General features: G+C 69.8%; 15 protein-coding genes and 2 pseudogenes. 8 read left to right on the plus strand and 9 right to left on the minus strand.

The annotated features are described in order from the left end of the window. Nucleotides 1-2: 2 nt before the first annotated feature. Nucleotides 3-1,199, minus strand: coding sequence for an ABC transporter substrate-binding protein (locus ACZ7IB_RS37460; protein WP_470918884.1), 1,197 nt, complete (start codon nucleotides 1,197-1,199; stop codon nucleotides 3-5). Then, nucleotides 1,136-1,567 (minus strand): annotated as a pseudogene (locus ACZ7IB_RS37465) (ATP-dependent DNA ligase); the annotation flags it as partial. The gene ACZ7IB_RS37460 and the pseudogene ACZ7IB_RS37465, both read right to left, overlap by 64 nt. A gap of 6 nt (nucleotides 1,568-1,573) precedes the next feature. Between ACZ7IB_RS37465 and ACZ7IB_RS37470 the strand changes: the two are divergent. Next, the gene (locus ACZ7IB_RS37470) at nucleotides 1,574-2,107 is read left to right on the plus strand and encodes a hypothetical protein (RefSeq protein ID WP_470918886.1); all 534 of its coding nucleotides are present in this window, start codon (nucleotides 1,574-1,576) and stop codon (nucleotides 2,105-2,107) included. Between the two features lie 7 nt (nucleotides 2,108-2,114). Here ACZ7IB_RS37470 and ACZ7IB_RS37475 read toward each other — a convergent pair whose 3' ends face one another. The 3 genes from ACZ7IB_RS37475 to ACZ7IB_RS37485 all read right to left on the minus strand — a co-directional run bounded on the left by ACZ7IB_RS37475 (nucleotide 2,115) and on the right by ACZ7IB_RS37485 (nucleotide 4,694). Then, nucleotides 2,115-3,356 carry an erythromycin esterase family protein gene (locus ACZ7IB_RS37475; protein ID WP_470918887.1) on the minus strand — a complete coding sequence of 414 codons (1,242 nt, stop codon included), beginning with the start codon at nucleotides 3,354-3,356 and terminating at the stop codon, nucleotides 2,115-2,117. Nucleotides 3,357-3,430: 74 nt separating this feature from the next. Further along, on the minus strand, nucleotides 3,431-4,396 hold the full coding sequence (locus tag ACZ7IB_RS37480; RefSeq protein ID WP_398633061.1) for an LLM class flavin-dependent oxidoreductase: 966 nt from the start codon (nucleotides 4,394-4,396) through the stop codon (nucleotides 3,431-3,433). A 10-nt stretch (nucleotides 4,397-4,406) separates the two neighbouring features. Next, nucleotides 4,407-4,694: a hypothetical protein gene (locus ACZ7IB_RS37485; protein WP_470918889.1), complete on the minus strand. Its 288-nt coding sequence runs from the start codon at nucleotides 4,692-4,694 to the stop codon at nucleotides 4,407-4,409. Here ACZ7IB_RS37485 and ACZ7IB_RS37490 point away from each other — a divergent pair. After that, entirely contained in the window at nucleotides 4,693-4,944 is a 252-nt protein-coding gene (locus ACZ7IB_RS37490; RefSeq protein WP_470918891.1) for a hypothetical protein, read from the plus strand. The two genes, ACZ7IB_RS37485 and ACZ7IB_RS37490, sit on opposite strands and share 2 nt — an antisense overlap. Before the next feature lie 26 nt (nucleotides 4,945-4,970). Here the strand turns inward: ACZ7IB_RS37490 and ACZ7IB_RS37495 are convergent, their stop codons facing one another. Beyond that, nucleotides 4,971-7,124 carry an alpha-galactosidase gene (locus tag ACZ7IB_RS37495; protein ID WP_470918893.1) on the minus strand — a complete coding sequence of 718 codons (2,154 nt, stop codon included), beginning with the start codon at nucleotides 7,122-7,124 and terminating at the stop codon, nucleotides 4,971-4,973. Between the two features lie 34 nt (nucleotides 7,125-7,158). Beyond that, nucleotides 7,159-8,379, minus strand: a complete 1,221-nt coding sequence (locus ACZ7IB_RS37500) for an ROK family protein (RefSeq protein WP_470918895.1) — start codon at nucleotides 8,377-8,379, stop codon at nucleotides 7,159-7,161. A gap of 113 nt (nucleotides 8,380-8,492) precedes the next feature. Here ACZ7IB_RS37500 and ACZ7IB_RS37505 point away from each other — a divergent pair, with 113 nt between their 5' ends. The 4 genes from ACZ7IB_RS37505 (at nucleotide 8,493) to ACZ7IB_RS37520 (ending at nucleotide 14,109) form a co-directional block, all read left to right on the plus strand. Then, on the plus strand, nucleotides 8,493-9,776 hold the full coding sequence (locus ACZ7IB_RS37505; protein ID WP_470918897.1) for an ABC transporter substrate-binding protein: 1,284 nt from the start codon (nucleotides 8,493-8,495) through the stop codon (nucleotides 9,774-9,776). Between the two features lie 185 nt (nucleotides 9,777-9,961). Beyond that, complete coding sequence (locus ACZ7IB_RS37510; protein ID WP_470918911.1) at nucleotides 9,962-10,771, plus strand: carbohydrate ABC transporter permease; 810 nt, start codon at nucleotides 9,962-9,964, stop codon at nucleotides 10,769-10,771. Then, nucleotides 10,768-11,595: a carbohydrate ABC transporter permease gene (locus tag ACZ7IB_RS37515; protein ID WP_470918899.1), complete on the plus strand. Its 828-nt coding sequence runs from the start codon at nucleotides 10,768-10,770 to the stop codon at nucleotides 11,593-11,595. The genes ACZ7IB_RS37510 and ACZ7IB_RS37515 overlap by 4 nt, the downstream gene beginning before the upstream one ends. Nucleotides 11,596-11,727: 132 nt before the next feature. Continuing rightward, nucleotides 11,728-14,109: an Ig domain-containing protein gene (locus ACZ7IB_RS37520; RefSeq protein ID WP_470918901.1), complete on the plus strand. Its 2,382-nt coding sequence runs from the start codon at nucleotides 11,728-11,730 to the stop codon at nucleotides 14,107-14,109. A gap of 91 nt (nucleotides 14,110-14,200) precedes the next feature. Here the strand turns inward: ACZ7IB_RS37520 and ACZ7IB_RS37525 are convergent. Further along, nucleotides 14,201-14,422, minus strand: a pseudogene (locus tag ACZ7IB_RS37525) (IS630 family transposase); the annotation flags it as partial. An 86-nt stretch (nucleotides 14,423-14,508) separates the two neighbouring features. Further along, nucleotides 14,509-14,814, minus strand: coding sequence for a hypothetical protein (locus ACZ7IB_RS37530; RefSeq protein WP_470918902.1), 306 nt, complete (start codon nucleotides 14,812-14,814; stop codon nucleotides 14,509-14,511). A gap of 188 nt (nucleotides 14,815-15,002) precedes the next feature. On the opposite strand from ACZ7IB_RS37530, the gene ACZ7IB_RS37535 reads away from it, so the two are divergent. Together ACZ7IB_RS37535 and ACZ7IB_RS37540 are read left to right on the plus strand one after the other, a co-directional pair. Continuing rightward, the gene (locus ACZ7IB_RS37535) at nucleotides 15,003-15,875 is read left to right on the plus strand and encodes an SIS domain-containing protein (RefSeq protein ID WP_470918904.1); all 873 of its coding nucleotides are present in this window, start codon (nucleotides 15,003-15,005) and stop codon (nucleotides 15,873-15,875) included. Then, on the plus strand, nucleotides 15,872-16,252 hold the full coding sequence (locus ACZ7IB_RS37540; protein WP_470918906.1) for a class II fructose-bisphosphate aldolase: 381 nt from the start codon (nucleotides 15,872-15,874) through the stop codon (nucleotides 16,250-16,252). The genes ACZ7IB_RS37535 and ACZ7IB_RS37540 overlap by 4 nt, the downstream gene beginning before the upstream one ends. Nucleotides 16,253-16,407: the final 155 nt, after the last annotated feature.

The raw sequence follows: 16,407 nt of genomic DNA on the forward strand, positions 1-16,407 counted from the left end.
CCTCAGCCCTTGATCCCGGTCCAGGCCTGGACCCACTTGGCGTACGGCACGCACGTGGTGTCCGTACGTCCGTCCACGCACTGCGCGATGGGCGTGGTCCAGAAGTGGACGTCCTTCCAGTACGACTCGTCAGCGGCGTGGTAGGTGGTGCAGTGGTTCTTGTCCGCGGTCAGCGTGCAGGCCTTCGCGTTGGACGGTGCCTCACCGAAGTACTCGGCGACCTGGGCGTTCACCTTCGGCGAGATGATCCAATTCATCCAGCTGTAGGCGCAGTTGGGGTGCTTGGCCTTGGCGGAGATCATCCATGTGTCGGACCAGCCGGTGGCGCCCTCCTTGGGCAGGACGGCCTTGACCGGGACCTTCTCGGCCTGGGCGGTGTTCGGGACCTTCTCGGCCTGGGCGGTGTTAAGGATCACCTGCCAGCTGGTGCCGACCACCGAGTCGCCGCTCTTGAAGGCGGAGACCTCCTTCAGGTAGTCGCTCCAGTACTCACCGACGTCGGCGTTCTGCTCCTTGAGCAGGTCGACGGCGGCGTCGAACTGCTTCTGGTCCAGGGCGTAAGGGTCCTTGATGCCGAGGGACGGCTCGGTCTTCATCAGGTACAGGGCGGCGTCCGCGATGTAGATCGGCGAGTCGTAAGCCGTGACCTTCCCCTTGTACGCCGATGACTTGTCGAAGACCACGGACCAGGAGTCGGGCGCCGGGGAGACCTTCTTCGTGTTGTACATCAGCAAATTGGCGCCGCGACCGTGCGGGATGCCGTAGGAGACACCCTTGACCGTGTTCCACTGCTGGTCCTTCAGCCCGGAGAAGACGTCCTTGTAGTTGGGCACCAACTCGGTGTTGACGGGTGCGGCGTCACCGGAGGCGATCAGCCGCAGCGCCGCGTCACCGGAGGCGGAGACCGCGTCGTACTGGCCGGTCTTCATCAGGCTCACCATCTCGTCGGAGGTGCCGACGGTCTTGGTGTTGACCTGACAACCGGTCTGCTTCTCGAAGTCGGTGACCCAGTCGACCTTCGGGTCGTTGGAGCCGTCCTCGGCGTATCCGGCCCACGCGATCAGGTTCACCTGGCCCTCCGCCTTGCCGAGGGTCTTCTGCGCGGCGAGCTTGGGCGGGGTGAAGTCGCTGTCTCCAGGGCCTGAGCGCCGTGCCCGACGGCCGCTGCGGGCGTCGACCAGTGGGGCCCGGCCAGGCATAGGTCCTCCAGGAGGGTCCGGCGTTCGGTGTACGGCATCTTGGTCAGGCTGCTGTGCTCAAGGAACACGATGTCGAACAAAACCAGGTGGGCGGGCACGATCTTGGCCATGCGGGCGGCCTTCGCCGGGGATCCGGCCAGTCCCATCCGGGACTGCAGCCGCTCGAAATCGCTGCGCCCCTCGCTGTCGAGAGCGACGATTTCACCATCGAGAACCGCGGGCCGGCCGAGCGCGGAGCCCAGTCCCGCGAGTTCCGGGTAGGCGGGAGTGATGTCCGCGCCGGAGCGGGCTCGCACAGTCACCGTTCCGTCGCCCGGCAGGTAGACCATGGCGCGCTGGCCGTCGTATTTCACCTCGACCGCCCACCGGTCCCGATGAATCCGTACGCGTACGTGCCCGCCGACGATCCGCTCTTCGGCGCGGTCGGGATCGAACTCGACCACGAGGCCGGGACGCTGGGCGTGAGCGGGGACGGTCTGCCGCAGGTCGACATCCGGCGGGCCCCGAACACAGTGCCGGAGAGCCATGTGCCGATCGGGACGCGCGACCCCGAGCACCTCACTCTGCTCATCGACGGTGCAGAGGAGACCCTGCGGCCGTCCAAGGGATTCCTAACCCGGCGCTCGTACCGGGTCGAGGTCGTCTCAGGGGCGCGGGAGTGCAGCTATCTGCTGGTTCCGGACTCCCTCGGCACCAGCCGGCTGCTGCGGGACGAGCGGCTGCTCGGCGTCTTCACATCGAGCGGCGACGGGCGCGTGTCGGCCGACTGGGAGGCGGCGGGCGAGTCCGAGCGTGCCAGGGACCCGTACGACGCGTCCGTGGGGTACGGGCTCGCCGCTGCATTCGGCACTGGTGCCGAACCGATGTGGCAGCTCACTCTGAACGCCGCGCTCGACCTGTGGCCGTGAGAGAACCTCAGTCCTCCGCCGGGGGCAGCAGGTGGGAGCAGGTCGAGCGTGCTACGAACGCGATGCCGTCGTAGTCCTCGGCCGGGACGAGTGGGGCGGTGTTCAAGCGGTAGAGGAACCGTTGGACGTTGGCGCCGAAGCTGCGCTGCGCGTGCGGGGCGTGCAGCCAGGGCGCGGCGTCGGCGGGGGAACTCGCGGCGCGGAGGTCCGCGTAGTAGTCGCCGGGTACGGCGTGCGTGAGTCTGGCCTCCAGGGAGCGGAGGCCGGTGCCGATGCGGTGGCGGGCCGGCGGGCGCTGAAGGTCGTTGCCGCGGCGGGCCAGGAAGGAGCCCTTGCCGAAGAGGAGGGCCAGCGCGTAGTAGGCGTTGCCGTACCGTTCGCGGAGTCTGCTGCCGAGGGCCGGCACCTGGTCCCCGTACGTGCCCTTCGCGATGTGCCCGTTATGTGCCCAGACCATGACGCGAGCCTCGGGGTCGTCGTCCACGAGCCGTGCGACGGCCTCGGCCATGTAGCGGTCACGCGCGGCGTACGCGCCGTCCTCGCCGGCCGAGGCCCCCAAGGGCCGGGTCACCAGGTCGGCGGCGCGGACCAGGATCCGCGCGTGTTCCAGAGCCTCGTCGGCGTCGTCGCCGGGACCCGACCGCTCGACGTGGTCCGCGACGAGGCGGACGATCTCCTCGGCGCGCCGCAACAGGGCCTTGTCCGGGTCCGGACGCGAGCCCGGGCGGGCCCGCGCCAGCACGTCCAAGGCGCCCACGCGCCCGGCCTGATCGGGCGCCGTTCGGCGCAGAAAGGCGGCGACGGCCTCGACCGAGTCGGCGCAGAGCTGGGGGTCGGTTCCCACGAAGCGGATCCGGCGCACTTCCGGCAGGGTGCGGTTGTGGGCGCGTAGCCACTCGACGAGGTCGACCATCTCGCGGGTGCGCCAGGTCCAGAAGCCCAGCCTGGCGACGAGCCGTTCGGGGGAGCCCGCGCCGTACCGGACGTACGCGTCGAGCGCGCGGGCGGCGGACTGGCTGGCCTCCATGGCGAGGGTGGTGAAACCCTCCTCACGGACCAGGAACTCCACGATGCGGTGCTTCAGCCGGAAGAACTCGCCCGTGCCGTGGGTGGATTCGCCCAGACCGACGATCCGTGTCCCCCGCAGTGCCTCGCCCAGGGGTTTCAGGTCCTCCCCCGGCGCGCCGGGGGTCAGGGTGCTCAAGGGGTTGGCGTGCTCGTTCAGCCATCGGGCGATGTCGTCGGGCACAGTCTTGCCTCTCCTCACCACGTGCGGGAGGGCGGCACGCGGTAATGCCCCGGCCTCTCGCAGCCGTTCATGGTTCAGTTCGTCGCCTCCCGGCAGGCCGCGAGGATCTCCTGGAGGTCCCGTACGGCGTCCGGTCGGCCATGCTCGGAATACACTCCCGCGACGTTGACGACAACTTCGTCCACCCCCGCCCGATCGAATTCGGCCAGCTGTGCGGCGATGTTCCCGGGCGTGCCGTAGAGGAAGACTCCGGAGTCGACGAGCGCGCGGGCGCCGAGGCCCGGGCGGCTGTGGTGGACGCGCAGGCCGGCGCGACGCAGCATGTCGCAGTAGTGCGGCCCGGCGAGGTGGACGTGGGCCGCTGCGAAGGCGAGCCGGTAGGCGTGGCGTCCGGGGCGGTCGACGGCGGCGTGCACGACGGTGACCATGCGGGGCACCGGGCGGCCCGACTCGGCCGCACCCTTCGCCATGGCGGGCAGCAGGGTGTCGCGGACGTAGCCGGGCGGGGTCATCCAGCTGATCGCCGCGTCCGCCGCCCGGCCCGCGGCCCGCGCGAGCGTCGGCCGGAGCACACCGAGCCCGGTCTCCACTCCCGGGTGCGGCAGGCCTGGCAGACCGATGGAGGCGCCGATGCCGGGTCCGGCGACTCCGTCCGCGGTGCCGATCAGGCGCCGCACCTCGGTCAGGTATTCCACACAGGCATCGCGTGGGCTGTCGTACGGCTTTCCGTGCAGTCCGGCGACGACGTCGGGGGTCGCGGGACCGAGTCCGATGGTCGTGAGGTGTCCGGTGAGGACGGACAGGGAGCGGGCCTGGACCGCCGCGTCCAGCGGATGCCGCAGCGGCATGAGGGCGACGCTGGTCCCGACCGGGACGCGGTAGCCCATGCCGGCCAGGTAGGCGAAGACCTGCTGGGTGTCGGCGCAGAGGGATTGGCCCTGCCAGAGGCGGGCCGCGCCTCCGTCGCGGACGAGCGCGGCGAAGGGGGCGACGTGCCGGGGGTCCGTCGGCATGGCGGGGTACAGGACGGATACGCGCATCACTCGGCCTTCAGGGGGATGCGGCTTCGGTCAGGTAGCCCGAAGCCTGGATACGGAAGAGCCGGGCGAAGACGCCGTCGGCCCTCAGGAGGTCTTGGTGCACGCCGTCCTCGATGACCTTGCCGTTCTCCAGGACGACGATCCGGTCGGCCATCCGGACCGTGGCGAAGCGGTGGGCGATGACCAGGGAAGTGGCGCCGCGGGCGACGTCCTTGAGCCGGCCGAAGATCTCCGCTTCCGCCTCCGCGTCGATGGCGGCCGTCGGCTCGTCGAGGACGACGACGGGAGCGCGGCGCATGAAAGCTCGGCTCAGGGCTATCTTCTGCCACTGGCGAACCGCGGGCGCTCTTGCCGTCCACCGCCAGATCACCTGCTTCGCCGACCTGCTGGCGCCCTATGACTTGACCGGCGTCACCGTCACCGCGGATGCCCTGCACTGCCAGCGCGATCACGCCCGGTTCCTCGTCGAGGAGAAGGCGGCGCACTACGCCTTCACCGTGAAGCGCAACCAGAAGAACCTGCACGGACAACTCGCCGCCCTGCCCTGACAGAAGACGAGCGGCCATCCGCTGGATCAGACGGCGCGCAGGTGGACCAGCGCCGCGCTCTGAGGTGCCCGCGCAGGACCTGGCAGCCCCAGTGCTCCCAGCGCCGCACCGGAGGCCTGGACGCCCGTGACCTCCCAGGTGACCGACGGGTCGGCCGGCGTGATGAGCGAGGCGCGGTAGGTCCGGTCCGGGTCGAGTCCAGGGATGCGGAGCCGCGGTGGCACGGGCACGATCTCATCGAGCTGGGCATAGGAGAAGAGCGCCTCCGACCGGTCCCGGGCGACCACTCCATGCGCGAGCAGACCGTCGGGCAGTGCGACGCGCGTCAGCCGCCCCGTGTGCAGGAGCACGCGGTGCCGCTTGTAGAGGCCGATCCAGGACGCGAGGCGGTCCAGCTCGTGGGCCGGCACCTTCGTGAGGTCCCACTGGATGCCGAACTGGCCGAAGAAGGCCGTGGCCGCGCGGAGGTCCAGGATGCTGGTCCGGCCGGTCTGGTGGGAGACCGGTGCGGTGACGTGAGCGCCGAGGTACTCCAGCGGGGCGAGCTGGGCGGTCCAGTGCTGGATCGGCTGGCGGGACAGCGGATCGGTGACGTCGGAGGCCCAGGTGCTCTGGACCCGCTCGAGCACGTCCAGGTCGATCCTGCCGCCTCCCGAGGCGCAGCTCTCCCACGAGATGCCGGGATGGCGGCGGGCCAGCTCGTCGAGGAGCTCGCGGAAGGCGAGGGTCTGCCGCCGTGAAGCGGGCCGGCCGGTGCTGCGCGAGTCACCGCCGTCGATCTGGTCGCGGTTGTGGTCCCACTTGACGAAGTCGATCCGGTGCGCCGCCACCAGACGGCCGAAGGCGTCGAGCAGGTGGGTCCGCACGTCCTCCCGGCTGAGATCGAGCAGGTAGCAGTTGCGTTCCAGCACGGGCGACCGGTCGCCCGTGCGCAGAATCCAGTCGGGATGATCGCGGTGGACCGCGGAGTTCGGGTTGACGGCCTCCGGCTCCCACCAGAGCCCGAACTCCATGCCCTTCTCGTGCACCCGGTCCACAAGCGGTGCCAGCCCGTGCGGCCACACCGCCGGGTCCGGGGTCCAGTCGCCCAGGCCGTCGTCAAGGGAGGTGCGGCCTGCGAACCACCCGTCGTCGAGCACGAAACGCTCGGCACCCAGCTCGGCCGATATGTCGACCAGCGCGGTCAGCGTGTCGAGGTCGTGGTCGAGGTAGACCGCCTCCCACGGGTTGAACATGACGGGTGCGGGCCGGGACGGATGGGCCGCGAGCGACCGGACGTACTGGTGGGTCGCGTCCGCCAGTCCGTCGAGGCCGCGCGCGGACGCGGCCACGTGCACCCAGGGCATCGCGTACGTCTCGCCCTCGGCGAGGACCATCTCGCCCGGGTGCAGCAACTCGCCGGTCCGGACGACGGCGGTGCCGGAGCTGAGCTGCTCGACTGCGTACCGGTGGTTGCCACTCCAGGCGAGGTGGACACCGAGCACCTCACCCTGGCCGTATCCGAAGCCGGGGTTACCGACCACGACCAGGCCGGTGCCGTCGAGGACGCGCATGCCGCGGCGGTGCTCCCTGACCCACTGCCCGTCCGCGAGGGCACGGCGCTGGGGCTGCCGCTCGCGGGCCCATCGCCCGGTGAAGTCGAGGATCTCGCCCGCGCCGGTCGGAACGGGGACGACCACGTCGAGCGCGTCGACCACGTAGGGGCCGGCGCCGACGTTGGTCAACAGGTGCCGGAGGCGGAGCCCTCCCCCCGGGACGGCTTCGGCCTCGAAGCACAGTTCGAGTCCCGCTGCCTCGTCGGTGGCCCGGACCACGAGTGAGCCGTCCTCGCACCGCACCGAGGCGGGGCCGAACGCGGTGGACCAGTCGCTCCCGGGGCCTTCGGGGCCGACCCGGTGGCCGAGCAGCGCGGGCCGTCCGAGGTAGCCGCGCGCGTGCTCCGGGAGCACGCTGACCGGTGAACCGATCAGCCAGGAGTTCCAGGCCGTGGTCTCGACCGAGGCCGGGACCGTCAGGGACCGGACGTCCGCCGCCGCCAGGGAAGGCCCCACCCATCCGATGTCGGGCAGGCCGTCCGCCCTCGGCAGCAGGACCATCGTCGTGGTCTCGGTCCCGCCGAGTCCGGAGAGGGACACGGGGGCGGTGGGCGCGGGCACGGCAACGCGTCCGGGCTCGATCATTCGGTGACTCCTGGTGCGGTGAGAGAAAGGTGGATCAGGCCTGCACGGCGAGCAGCCGTTCCTTGAGGTCGTCGAGCGCCAGCCGGGCGGCGCCGAGGGCGACGGACTCGTCGCCGAGCAGGGACACGCGGAACTCCGGGCTGTTGAGGGAGGTCGCGGCCAAGTGCCGCCCGAAGGGGCCGGCGAGCACCTCCCCCGCGCGGGACAGGCCACCGCCGAGCACGACGAGATCGGGGTCGACGGCGTGGACCAGGACGGAGGCGCCCAGGGCGAGGGCCTCGGCGACGCGGTCGACGGTGCGCACCGCGGTGCGGTCGCCGTTCGCGGCTGCTTCGAAGAGCGCCCGGACGTTGCCGCTGGTGGACTCCTCGGCGGCCGAGCCCGCAAGCTTGCGGCTCTCGCGGTCGAGCTGCGCCATCGCTTCGGCCCACCCCAGGATTTTCATGGAACCGACGGACGCCGCCAGGCCGTGCCGCCCGTTGTGGATCTGCCCGTTGATGACGATCGCGGCCCCGAGGCGGCGGCCGGCGTGCATGTAGACGAGGTCACGTGCCCCGGCACCGCCCTGCCACTGCTCGGCCACCGCCGCGAGGTGGATGTCGTTGGAGACCAGCACGTCGCGCTTGAAGCGCTCCGACACCTCCGACACCACGTCGATCCTGTCGAAACCCGGGAGTGAGTAGACGTCCAGGTCCTGGCCCGCGGGAACGGTGCGGATGTCCATGACCTCCGAGCCGTTGGCCCCCACACCGGTGATGCCGCAGGCCACCGAGCTGACGTGTTCCGCGCTCGTCCCGGTCTGCCGGAGGGTCGCCTCGGCCAGCCGCGCCGCTGCCCCGATGCGCCCGGCCGGCCCGACGCGGGAGTCGACGCTGCGTCTGCGTACCGCCAGGACGTCCCCGCGCAGGTCGCAGACGACCACGGCCACCTTGTGGGCGCCGATATCGACTCCGACGACAGCGAAGTCCTCGGCCACGACCTCGTAGCGCCGGGCAGGCCGTCCCGCCGACCGCTCGCCGTCCGGGCGGTCGAGCGCCTCACGGACGAAGCCCTCGTCCAGCAGCGTCGCCACCAGGTCCTCGGCGGTGGGGCGGGAGACCCCGACGATCGCACGCACGTCGCTGACCGTCAGCGACGCGGTGTCGAGGAAGGCCCGCACCGTGGCCGAGAGATTGAGCCTGCGCAGGAGGTGGGCATCGCCCGCACGGCCGGCGGGTGCCGTGCTGCCCCGGGTTGCACCGATGTCTTGACTCACGGCGGCACGCTATCTAAATTGACGCCGCAACAGCAATATTGACAAGAAACTTACTTATCTAAATTCTGGCCGAGCGACCTCCCCCGGTGGGTTCGACCAGCAAGGAGGGCCTCATGATCAAGCGGGCCAACTGGGGTGCAGTAGCAGTGTCGTTGGGCCTGGTCGCGCTGACCGGCTGCGCCGTCGGCGGCGGGAGCGAAGGCGGGGACGGTTCGGGCGATGACGTGACGTTGAGCCTGCTCACCTTCGAGACACCCAACCTCACCGCCTCCTACTGGGACGACATCATCGCCCGGACCAGCGCCAAGGTGCCGGGGGTGAAGATCAAGAAACTCGTCGCGCCGAGCGCCGAACAGCGCAACGAGTACACGCGCCAGCTGGACTCGACCGGCGCACTGCCCGACATCATGGTCGCGATCGACCCGGCCGGACTGGCGGAGGGCGGCAAACTCGCCCAGTTCGGCACGGACGAGCTGGCCGACTGGACCAGCCCGACCGCGAACAGCTTCGACGGCAAGATCTACCAGCTGCCCACCAACTCGCAGACCTGGCAGATCTACTACCGCAAGGCGGACTTCGAGAAGGCGGGCATCACCACCCCTCCGAAGAAGTGGGACGACCTGCTCGCCGCGGTCGACAAGCTGAAGGCGGCGCGGATCAAGCCGTTCGTCATCGGCGGCGGTGCACCGGACGGCCTCGGCCCGCGATGGACCTTCGCCCAGCTGGTGGCCGACGAGGTCTACGCCAAGGACCCGAAGTGGCTCGACAAGCTGACCGCGGGCAAGACCGACTTCAGCGACCCGCTGTTCGTCAACGCGGCGACCAAGATGAAGGCACTGGCGGGCAAGGAGAACGTCGACAACCTGTCGGCCACCTACGCACAGGCACAGGAAGCCTTCCTCAAGGGCAAGGGCGCCATGTACCCGATGGGTTCGTGGTTCCCGGCGTCCCCGGACAAGGCACAGCAGAAGGAGTTCGGCGCCTTCCCCATGCCCACGCAGGACGGCTCGCTCGTCCTGCCCGTGTACACCGGCGGCGGACTGTCGGTGAGCGCCAAGTCCCCTGACGTCGCGAAGGCCAAGCAGTGGGCCGTCGAGTTCTCGAAGCTGAACGCCGACGGCGGGGCGCGGTACGACGGCCTGTTCGTCGCGCTCAAGGGCTACAAGCCGCCGGCCGGACTGCCGCCGCTGTACAACACCACCCTCGATATCTACGAGAAGGCCCAGGCCGGTGGAACCGTGACGCCGAGCTTCGGAAACGAGAGCGGTGTCCCGGCCCTGCCGTCGGGCTTCATCCCCAAGGTCGACGCGGCACTGAACGATCTCCTCAACGGCCGTGCGGACGTGGACAAGTTCGTCGCGACGCTGAACACGAAGTTCAAGGAGCTCTCGAAGTGACGCGCCCCTCGCCCGCCCGGACGAGGACCGACGCCGCCGGAGGAAAGTCGCGGCCCGACCGGCCGCCGGCCACTTCGGCCCCGTCCGGGCGCGCGGGTGGGCCGCACCGGCGCCGCACCTGGACGTGGTCGTCGGCGGGAACCGGTGCCGTCTTCGTCCTGCCGACCCTCACGATCTTCACCGCGATGGTCCTGGCGCCCATCCTGTGGACCCTCTACACCGGGATGACCGATGAGCGCGCCACACGCCCGGACACCTCGTTCGTAGGCCTGGACAACTACGGATTCCTCCTCAGGAACGAGGAGTTCCGGCACTCCCTGTGGAACACCGTGGTGATCACGGTGATCGTGGTGCTGCTGACGAACCTGCTCGGTCTCGCGATCGCCCTGCTGCTGCGCCGGCCGGGCCGGCTCTACAGCCTGCTCCGCAGCGTCTACTTCACACCGGTGATCCTCTCCGCTGTGGTGGTGTCGGTGATCGGGCGCTCGATCCTGGCGGACGACGGACTGCTGAACAGCGCGCTCGTCTCGCTGGGGGTCGAGCACCCGCCGGGCTGGCTCACGGATCCGTCGTACGCGATCTACTCCGTCTCCGGGATCATGGTCTGGCAGCTGCTCGGCTTCGCCGTCGTGGTCTACCTCGCCGGGCTCGCGGGGATCCCCGCCGAGCTCGACGAGGCCGCGAGCCTCGACGGCGCCGGCCCCTGGCAGCAGTTCCGCGCGATCACCTGGCCGCTGCTCGCGCCCGCGCTGACGATCAACACCGTGATGCTGATGATCAGCTCGTTCAAGGTCTACGACCAGATAGCCGTGCTCACCAACGGCGGCCCCGGCACCGACGGCACGGCCACCGTGGCCTTCGCGGTGATCCGCACCGCCTTCTCCGAGCAACGTCCGGGAGTGGCGTCCGCGATGGCCGGGATCATGCTCGTCGTCGTCTCGGTCGCGAGCGTGACCGTGCTCAGGCTCCTGCAACGACGAGAGGTGAATCTGTGAACTCCCGAATGCCGTGGATGCGGCCGCTGTTGGCCACCGGCGTGGCGGCCGTCTTCTGCATGCCGCTCTACGTGGCGCTGGTCAACGTCTTCAAACCCAGCTCCGAGGTCGTGACAACGCCGTTGGCGCTCCCGCTTCCGCCGACCCTCGACAACCTCGAACACGTACTGAGCCGGCCGGACGGGCTGTTCTGGTACGGCCTCGTCAACTCCGTCACCCTGACCGCGGCGTCGATCCTCATCACCACCGTGCTGGCCGCGATGTCCGCGTACCACCTCGTGCGGTCGGGCCGCTGGTGGAGCCGTGCCGTCCTCGGCGTCATGCTGTCCGGCCTGATGATCCCGCCCGCGGTGATCATGCTTCCGATCACGCGGATCCTCGATGCCATCGGCCTGTTGCACTCGATGCCGGGCGCCGTGCTGGTCGACGTCGGGTACTACCTGCCGTTCGCCGTGTTCGTCTTCATGGGCTTCATCCGCTCGATCCCGCGCGAACTCGAAGAGGCCGCGGCGGTCGACGGCGCCGGCCGCTTCCGGATCTTCTGGCAGGTCGTCTTCCCGCTGCTGCGGCCCGCGTCGGCCAGCGTGCTGATCTTCCTCGGGGTCTGGGTCTGGAACGACTTCCTGACCCCGCTGCTCGTCCTGGGCCCCGGAGCCGGGAACACCGTGACGGTCGGGATCTTCCGCTCCATCGGCCCCTACCAGCAGGACTTCGGGGCGGTGTTCGCGTTCATGCTGCTGGCCACACTGCCCGTCCTGGCCTTCTATCTCGCCTTCCAGAAGCAATTCGTCCGTGGCCTGACCGGGGGTGCCACGAAGGGATGACCGGCACGAACGGCCGGTGCAGCAGTTTCCGTCGAGAGTGACAGGAGCAACATCATGCGGTTCTCAGAACTCATAGTCAGATCGCAGCCCCCTCGGAGGAGGTCCGAACGGCGTCGGCGTACGGCCGGTTCCGTGGCATTCGTGATGCTGACCGCCGGCATCCTGCCCGCGGTCGGCGCACAGCCGGCGCAAGCACGATCTGACGGAGCGACTCCGTCGATCGAGATCCAGGCCGGCTATCTGGAGCTGGGGCTCGACAGGACAGGGACGGTCGTGGGACTGGAGGACGTCAGGACCGGGGTCGACCACCTCGCGCCCGGTCATGCGGCCTCCCTGGTCAGCCTGGTCGTCGACGGCAAGCAGCAGAGGCCGACCACGGTCGACCGTTCCGGACCCGGTGGCCAGATGCTCACGTTCCGGAACAAGGCCGCGCACTGGAAGATCCAGGTGAAGCTGGTCAGCAGTCGCGGCGGCTACACCACGTTCGAAGCGGTCGCCGTCGACACGCCGAAGGATGTCGATGTGCAGACCCTGCTCTGGGGTCCACTGGCCACATCGATCTCCCAGACGGTCGGTACATCGGTGGGCGTGGTCCGCGACGACGATTTCGCCATCGGGCTCCGACCGCTGACCGACCGTACCGAGGGCGCCTGGCCGCAGGAGGACCAGGACATGGGCTGGGAGAGCGAGGTCAACCACGATCCGGACCACGTGAGCGTGGGCTCCCTGGAGGAATGGAGCGCGGCAGGCGTGACCCCCTGGGGTTCCGTACTGCGTGCCTTCACCTTCGACTACACCAAGGAACGCCACCGCAAGGTACGCGGCTATCCGATCCCGGTCGGACCGCTGCCCGGCCGCGACGGCAGGATCGCCGGTTCCAAGATCGCACTCTTCGGAGCCTCGCCCGACGCGACGCCGACGATCCTGTCCAACATCGCGAAGGGCGAGAAGCTGCCCTACCCGAAGCTGAACGGGCAGTGGCAGAAGGCCTCCCAGGCGAGCAGCCAGTCATGGCTGGTGCTCGGCGACCTGGAGACCGGCAACATTCCGGCGGCGGCCCGGTTCGCCAAGGCGGCCGGCATGAACCGCATCTACTCACTCACCAGCAGCTACGGCCCATGGAAGTCGAGCGGTCACTACCAGTTCGACTCCAGCCTGGGCGGGAGCGACGCCGGGGCCGCGGCGGCCGTGGACATCGCCAAGGCGAACGGTGTACAGCTCGGCGTACACACCCTGTCGGACTTCATCAGCACCGGCGACGAGCCCTACGACTGGGCCCGGTTCCCGCGAGACGACTACCTCACGCCACCCGCCGATGACCGGCTCGCGATGGGAGGCAGCGCCTCGCTCACCCGTCCACTGACGGCCGGCGACACCACCGTGTACCTCGACGACGGCGCGCTGCTTGCCGCGGGACCCAGCTACAGCCTCCTGCGCATCGGGGACGAGTTCGTCAGCTACGGAGCGGCCGAGCAGGTGGGGAAGGAGTGGAAGCTGACCGGCGTGCAGCGCGCGCGCTGGGGATCGGTCGCGGTCTCGCACCCTGAGGGCGACCACACCGCCCGAGTCATGGCCAACAGCTACGGCGGCGCGATCGGTGGCCATGCCGTCCTCGACGAGATCAGCGACAGGCTGACCACCGCATGGAACACCACCGGCATCACCGGTATGTCGTGGGACGGCCTGGAGTCGGCATCGGAGTCGGGCTGGGGCGCCTACGGCATGGCTCACCTCGTGAACAAGACGTTCCGGCGCATCGATGCCAAGGACGGATTCATCTCCGAGACCAGCCGGATGACCTCGAACACCTGGGACGCGCTGACCCGGGCCAGCTGGGGTGAGGTCGGCAGCACCTCGATGGAGCAGGTGTTCGCCAACAACAAGTACCTCCAGGCGAACTACCTCCCCGGCATGCTCGGCTGGATCAGCCTCAACGGCTCGGACAGCCTGCTCACCATGGAGTGGAAGCTGGCCCGAGGCGCAGGCCTGAACGCTGGGACAGGCTTCCAGAGCTCGGTCTCCCGCCTCGAATCGGGCGGCGAGAACACCACGCGGCTGCTCGACGCCATTCAGCAATGGGAGACGGCACGCAACCTGGGCGCGTTCACCGCGGAGCAGCAGGCGCGGTTCCGCGACCTGAAGACGAACTGGCACCTGAGCGCGGTCGAGCCGGGCAAGCGCTGGTCGCTGCAGGAGCTGGACGCCGACGGCAAGCCGGTCGGCGCCCCCCAGGCCGTCGTCGCTCCGACCCCGGAGCTCGACGCCGGACCGCTGCCCGCGGCAGCCAAGGGAGCCCTGTACGAGGCGACCGTGAAGACCAACACGCCGGCGACCACGCGATACGCGGTGACCTCGGGGTCCTTGCCCGCGGGCCTCGTACTCAATGCCGATACCGGCGGAATCGTGGGGACACCGGTCACTGCGGGAGCGGCGCGGTTCACGGTCACGGCGTACCAGAGCTCCGGTCAGCCGACAGCGCAGCGCGACTACGTGATCGAGGTCGGCAGTCACTGAGCTCGTAGGCGTGGCGTCGTCAGGGTGAGTCCAGTGCCGGCAAGGCATCCGCCAATAAGGTCGGGCCGGTACTGGACCTGGCGCAGTTCCGGTGGGCGCCGTCGAGCAGGCGGATGTAGTCCGTCTCGCTCAGCGAGCGGCGCTCGCCCTTGCGGCCGGCGTGTCGGCGCAGCCGGTAGCGCAGGCGAGTGGGCAGGCCCGGCCTGATGCACAGCAGCCCGGCCACCGAGAGGCGGCCACGGCTGCACCCGGGCACACGCGCCGTCGGGGTGATCCCGCGCCGGCCCCAGGTGCGGCCCTTGGGCGGCCGACCGAGTTGTGGGGCGTGCCCGGTGTGCTGTTGGGCCAGGTGACGGTCCGGTCCGCCCGCATCACCGCCGGAACCGGCGGATCGGTGGATCAGTCAGTGGTGCACGCCACGACCTCGGAGATCACCGGGGCCGGGCTCCCGGTCTTCCACAGCAAGCGCACCGTGTCGGCCTTGATGCCGTGCGCGGGCAGGCGCGTGTACGGCCCTGACAGCGCCCCGATGGTCCGCCACACATCGCCGTCTTGAACCTGTACCAGGGCCTGGGCGCGACCGTCGCCGGGCTGGAGGACCAGCACCGAGTCCAGTGACTTCGCCGACGGCAGCTCCACGACGAGTGCATCTCCGTCGGCCGGCGGACCATCGGCGCGGTAGGCGGTGGCCAGGTCCCCGTCCACCGCGGCCTGCCAGCGAAGAGCCCTGCGCGGGAGCCGGCGAGGTCCTGGCCCTTCTGGAGTCCGTGTGTGGAGCGGCGGTGCCCCTGCGGCAGTGGCAGGCCACACGGTAGATGCGTGAAGCTGCGTGAAAATGCCATGCCAGGAGCATCTTCGAGCATTACACTCCAAGACTTGGGCAAGAGGAACCCATGACCTATGTATCCGAGGAGATCGCGAGCCAGCCAGAGTGCTGGCGCCGTGCGCTGGAGCTGAGCCCCAAGGACCTGCCCGAACCGGGCGAACGCGTAGCCGTCATCGGCTGCGGCACCTCGCTCTACATCGCGCAGGCCTACGCGTCGCTGCGCGAGTCGGCCGGCCTCGGCGAGACCGACGCCTTCGCGGCCTCCGACTTCCCCACCTCACGTCGCTACGACCGGGTCCTCGCGATCAGCCGTTCCGGCACCACGACCGAGGTGCTGGCCGCGCTCGAACAGATACAAGGGACACCCACGGTCGCCGTCACTGGCGATCCCGCGACGCCGATCACCACAGCTGCCGGCAGCATCGTCGACCTCGCCTTCGCAGACGAGAAGTCGGTCGTGCAGACCCGCTTTGCGACCACGTGCCTGGCGCTGCTGCGCGGACACCTCGGCCTCGCCCCGGCGGACCTGCCTGAGCAGGCGAAGCAGGCGCTCCTCGCACCGCTGCCCGAAGGCGCCACCGTGGCACAGCAGTTCACCTTCCTCGGCACCGGCTGGACCACCGCCATCGCCAACGAGGCAGCGCTCAAGCTGCGGGAGACCTCCGGGTCCTGGACCGAGTCGTACCCGGCCATGGAGTACCGGCACGGCCCGATCAGTGTCACTGCACCCGGCAGCGTGGTGTGGTTCTTCGGCGAGCCGCCTACCGGCCTCCTCGACCAGGTCCGCGCCACCGGCGCCGTCGCCTCGCTCTCCCCGCTGGACCCGCTCGCCGACCTGATCCGCGCGCAGCGGCTCATGATGGAGCTGGCCGAGAGCCGGGGGCTCGACCCCGACCAGCCGCGCAACCTCACCCGCTCGATCATCCTGACCCGGCCATGAGCGAGCGCATCGCGAGACCGGTCGGCCGATGCGTGATCGCACTCGATGTCGGTGGCACCTCGCACGCCATGCTGACCCGCGACGCCGTCCTCGACTTCGAGCTGATAGCCGCCCTCAGCAAGGCCGTTCCGGTGCCGCTGGTGCTGCACGGATCCTCCGGCGTGGCCGACGAGCACCTGACCGCGGCCGTTGAGCGCGGTATGACCAAAATCAACATCGCGACCCACCTCAACAATGCGTTCACCGCCGCGGTACGCGAACGGCTCGCCGCAGACGTCGAGTTGGTCGACACCCGGCGCTACCTCGGCGCCGGCCGAACCGCCGTGGCCGACGAGGTGGCCCGCCTGCTCGGCGTGCTACGCGCCCGCCGTCCCTGATGTCGGGGCCCGGCCCCGGTGCCCGGCCTTCGTGTGAACCATCACGAGTCGGCTGCCCGTCAGGGCTTCGGCGTAGTCGCTTGACGTCCGGTTCGTGATGATCTGCCGGTTCGGCGGGATTCCGGGAACGTGACAGGCACGGACTTCCAAGATCA

This window comes from Streptomyces sp. NPDC037301, assembly GCF_055602785.1.

Excerpts from the sequence above, each read along its gene's own strand:
- ACZ7IB_RS37460 (WP_470918884.1), bottom strand. The coding sequence starts at position 1,199 with ATGCCTGGCCGGGCCCCACTGGTCGACGCCCGCAGCGGCCGTCGGGCA.
- ACZ7IB_RS37470 (WP_470918886.1), top strand. The coding sequence starts at position 1,574 with ATGAATCCGTACGCGTACGTGCCCGCCGACGATCCGCTCTTCGGCGCG.
- ACZ7IB_RS37480 (WP_398633061.1), bottom strand. The coding sequence starts at position 4,396 with ATGCGCGTATCCGTCCTGTACCCCGCCATGCCGACGGACCCCCGGCAC.
- ACZ7IB_RS37490 (WP_470918891.1), top strand. The coding sequence starts at position 4,693 with ATGAAAGCTCGGCTCAGGGCTATCTTCTGCCACTGGCGAACCGCGGGC.
- ACZ7IB_RS37485 (WP_470918889.1), bottom strand. The coding sequence starts at position 4,694 with ATGCGCCGCGCTCCCGTCGTCGTCCTCGACGAGCCGACGGCCGCCATC.
- ACZ7IB_RS37495 (WP_470918893.1), bottom strand. The coding sequence starts at position 7,124 with ATGATCGAGCCCGGACGCGTTGCCGTGCCCGCGCCCACCGCCCCCGTG.
- ACZ7IB_RS37505 (WP_470918897.1), top strand. The coding sequence starts at position 8,493 with ATGATCAAGCGGGCCAACTGGGGTGCAGTAGCAGTGTCGTTGGGCCTG.
- ACZ7IB_RS37510 (WP_470918911.1), top strand. The coding sequence starts at position 9,962 with ATGGTCCTGGCGCCCATCCTGTGGACCCTCTACACCGGGATGACCGAT.
- ACZ7IB_RS37535 (WP_470918904.1), top strand. The coding sequence starts at position 15,003 with ATGACCTATGTATCCGAGGAGATCGCGAGCCAGCCAGAGTGCTGGCGC.
- ACZ7IB_RS37540 (WP_470918906.1), top strand. The coding sequence starts at position 15,872 with ATGAGCGAGCGCATCGCGAGACCGGTCGGCCGATGCGTGATCGCACTC.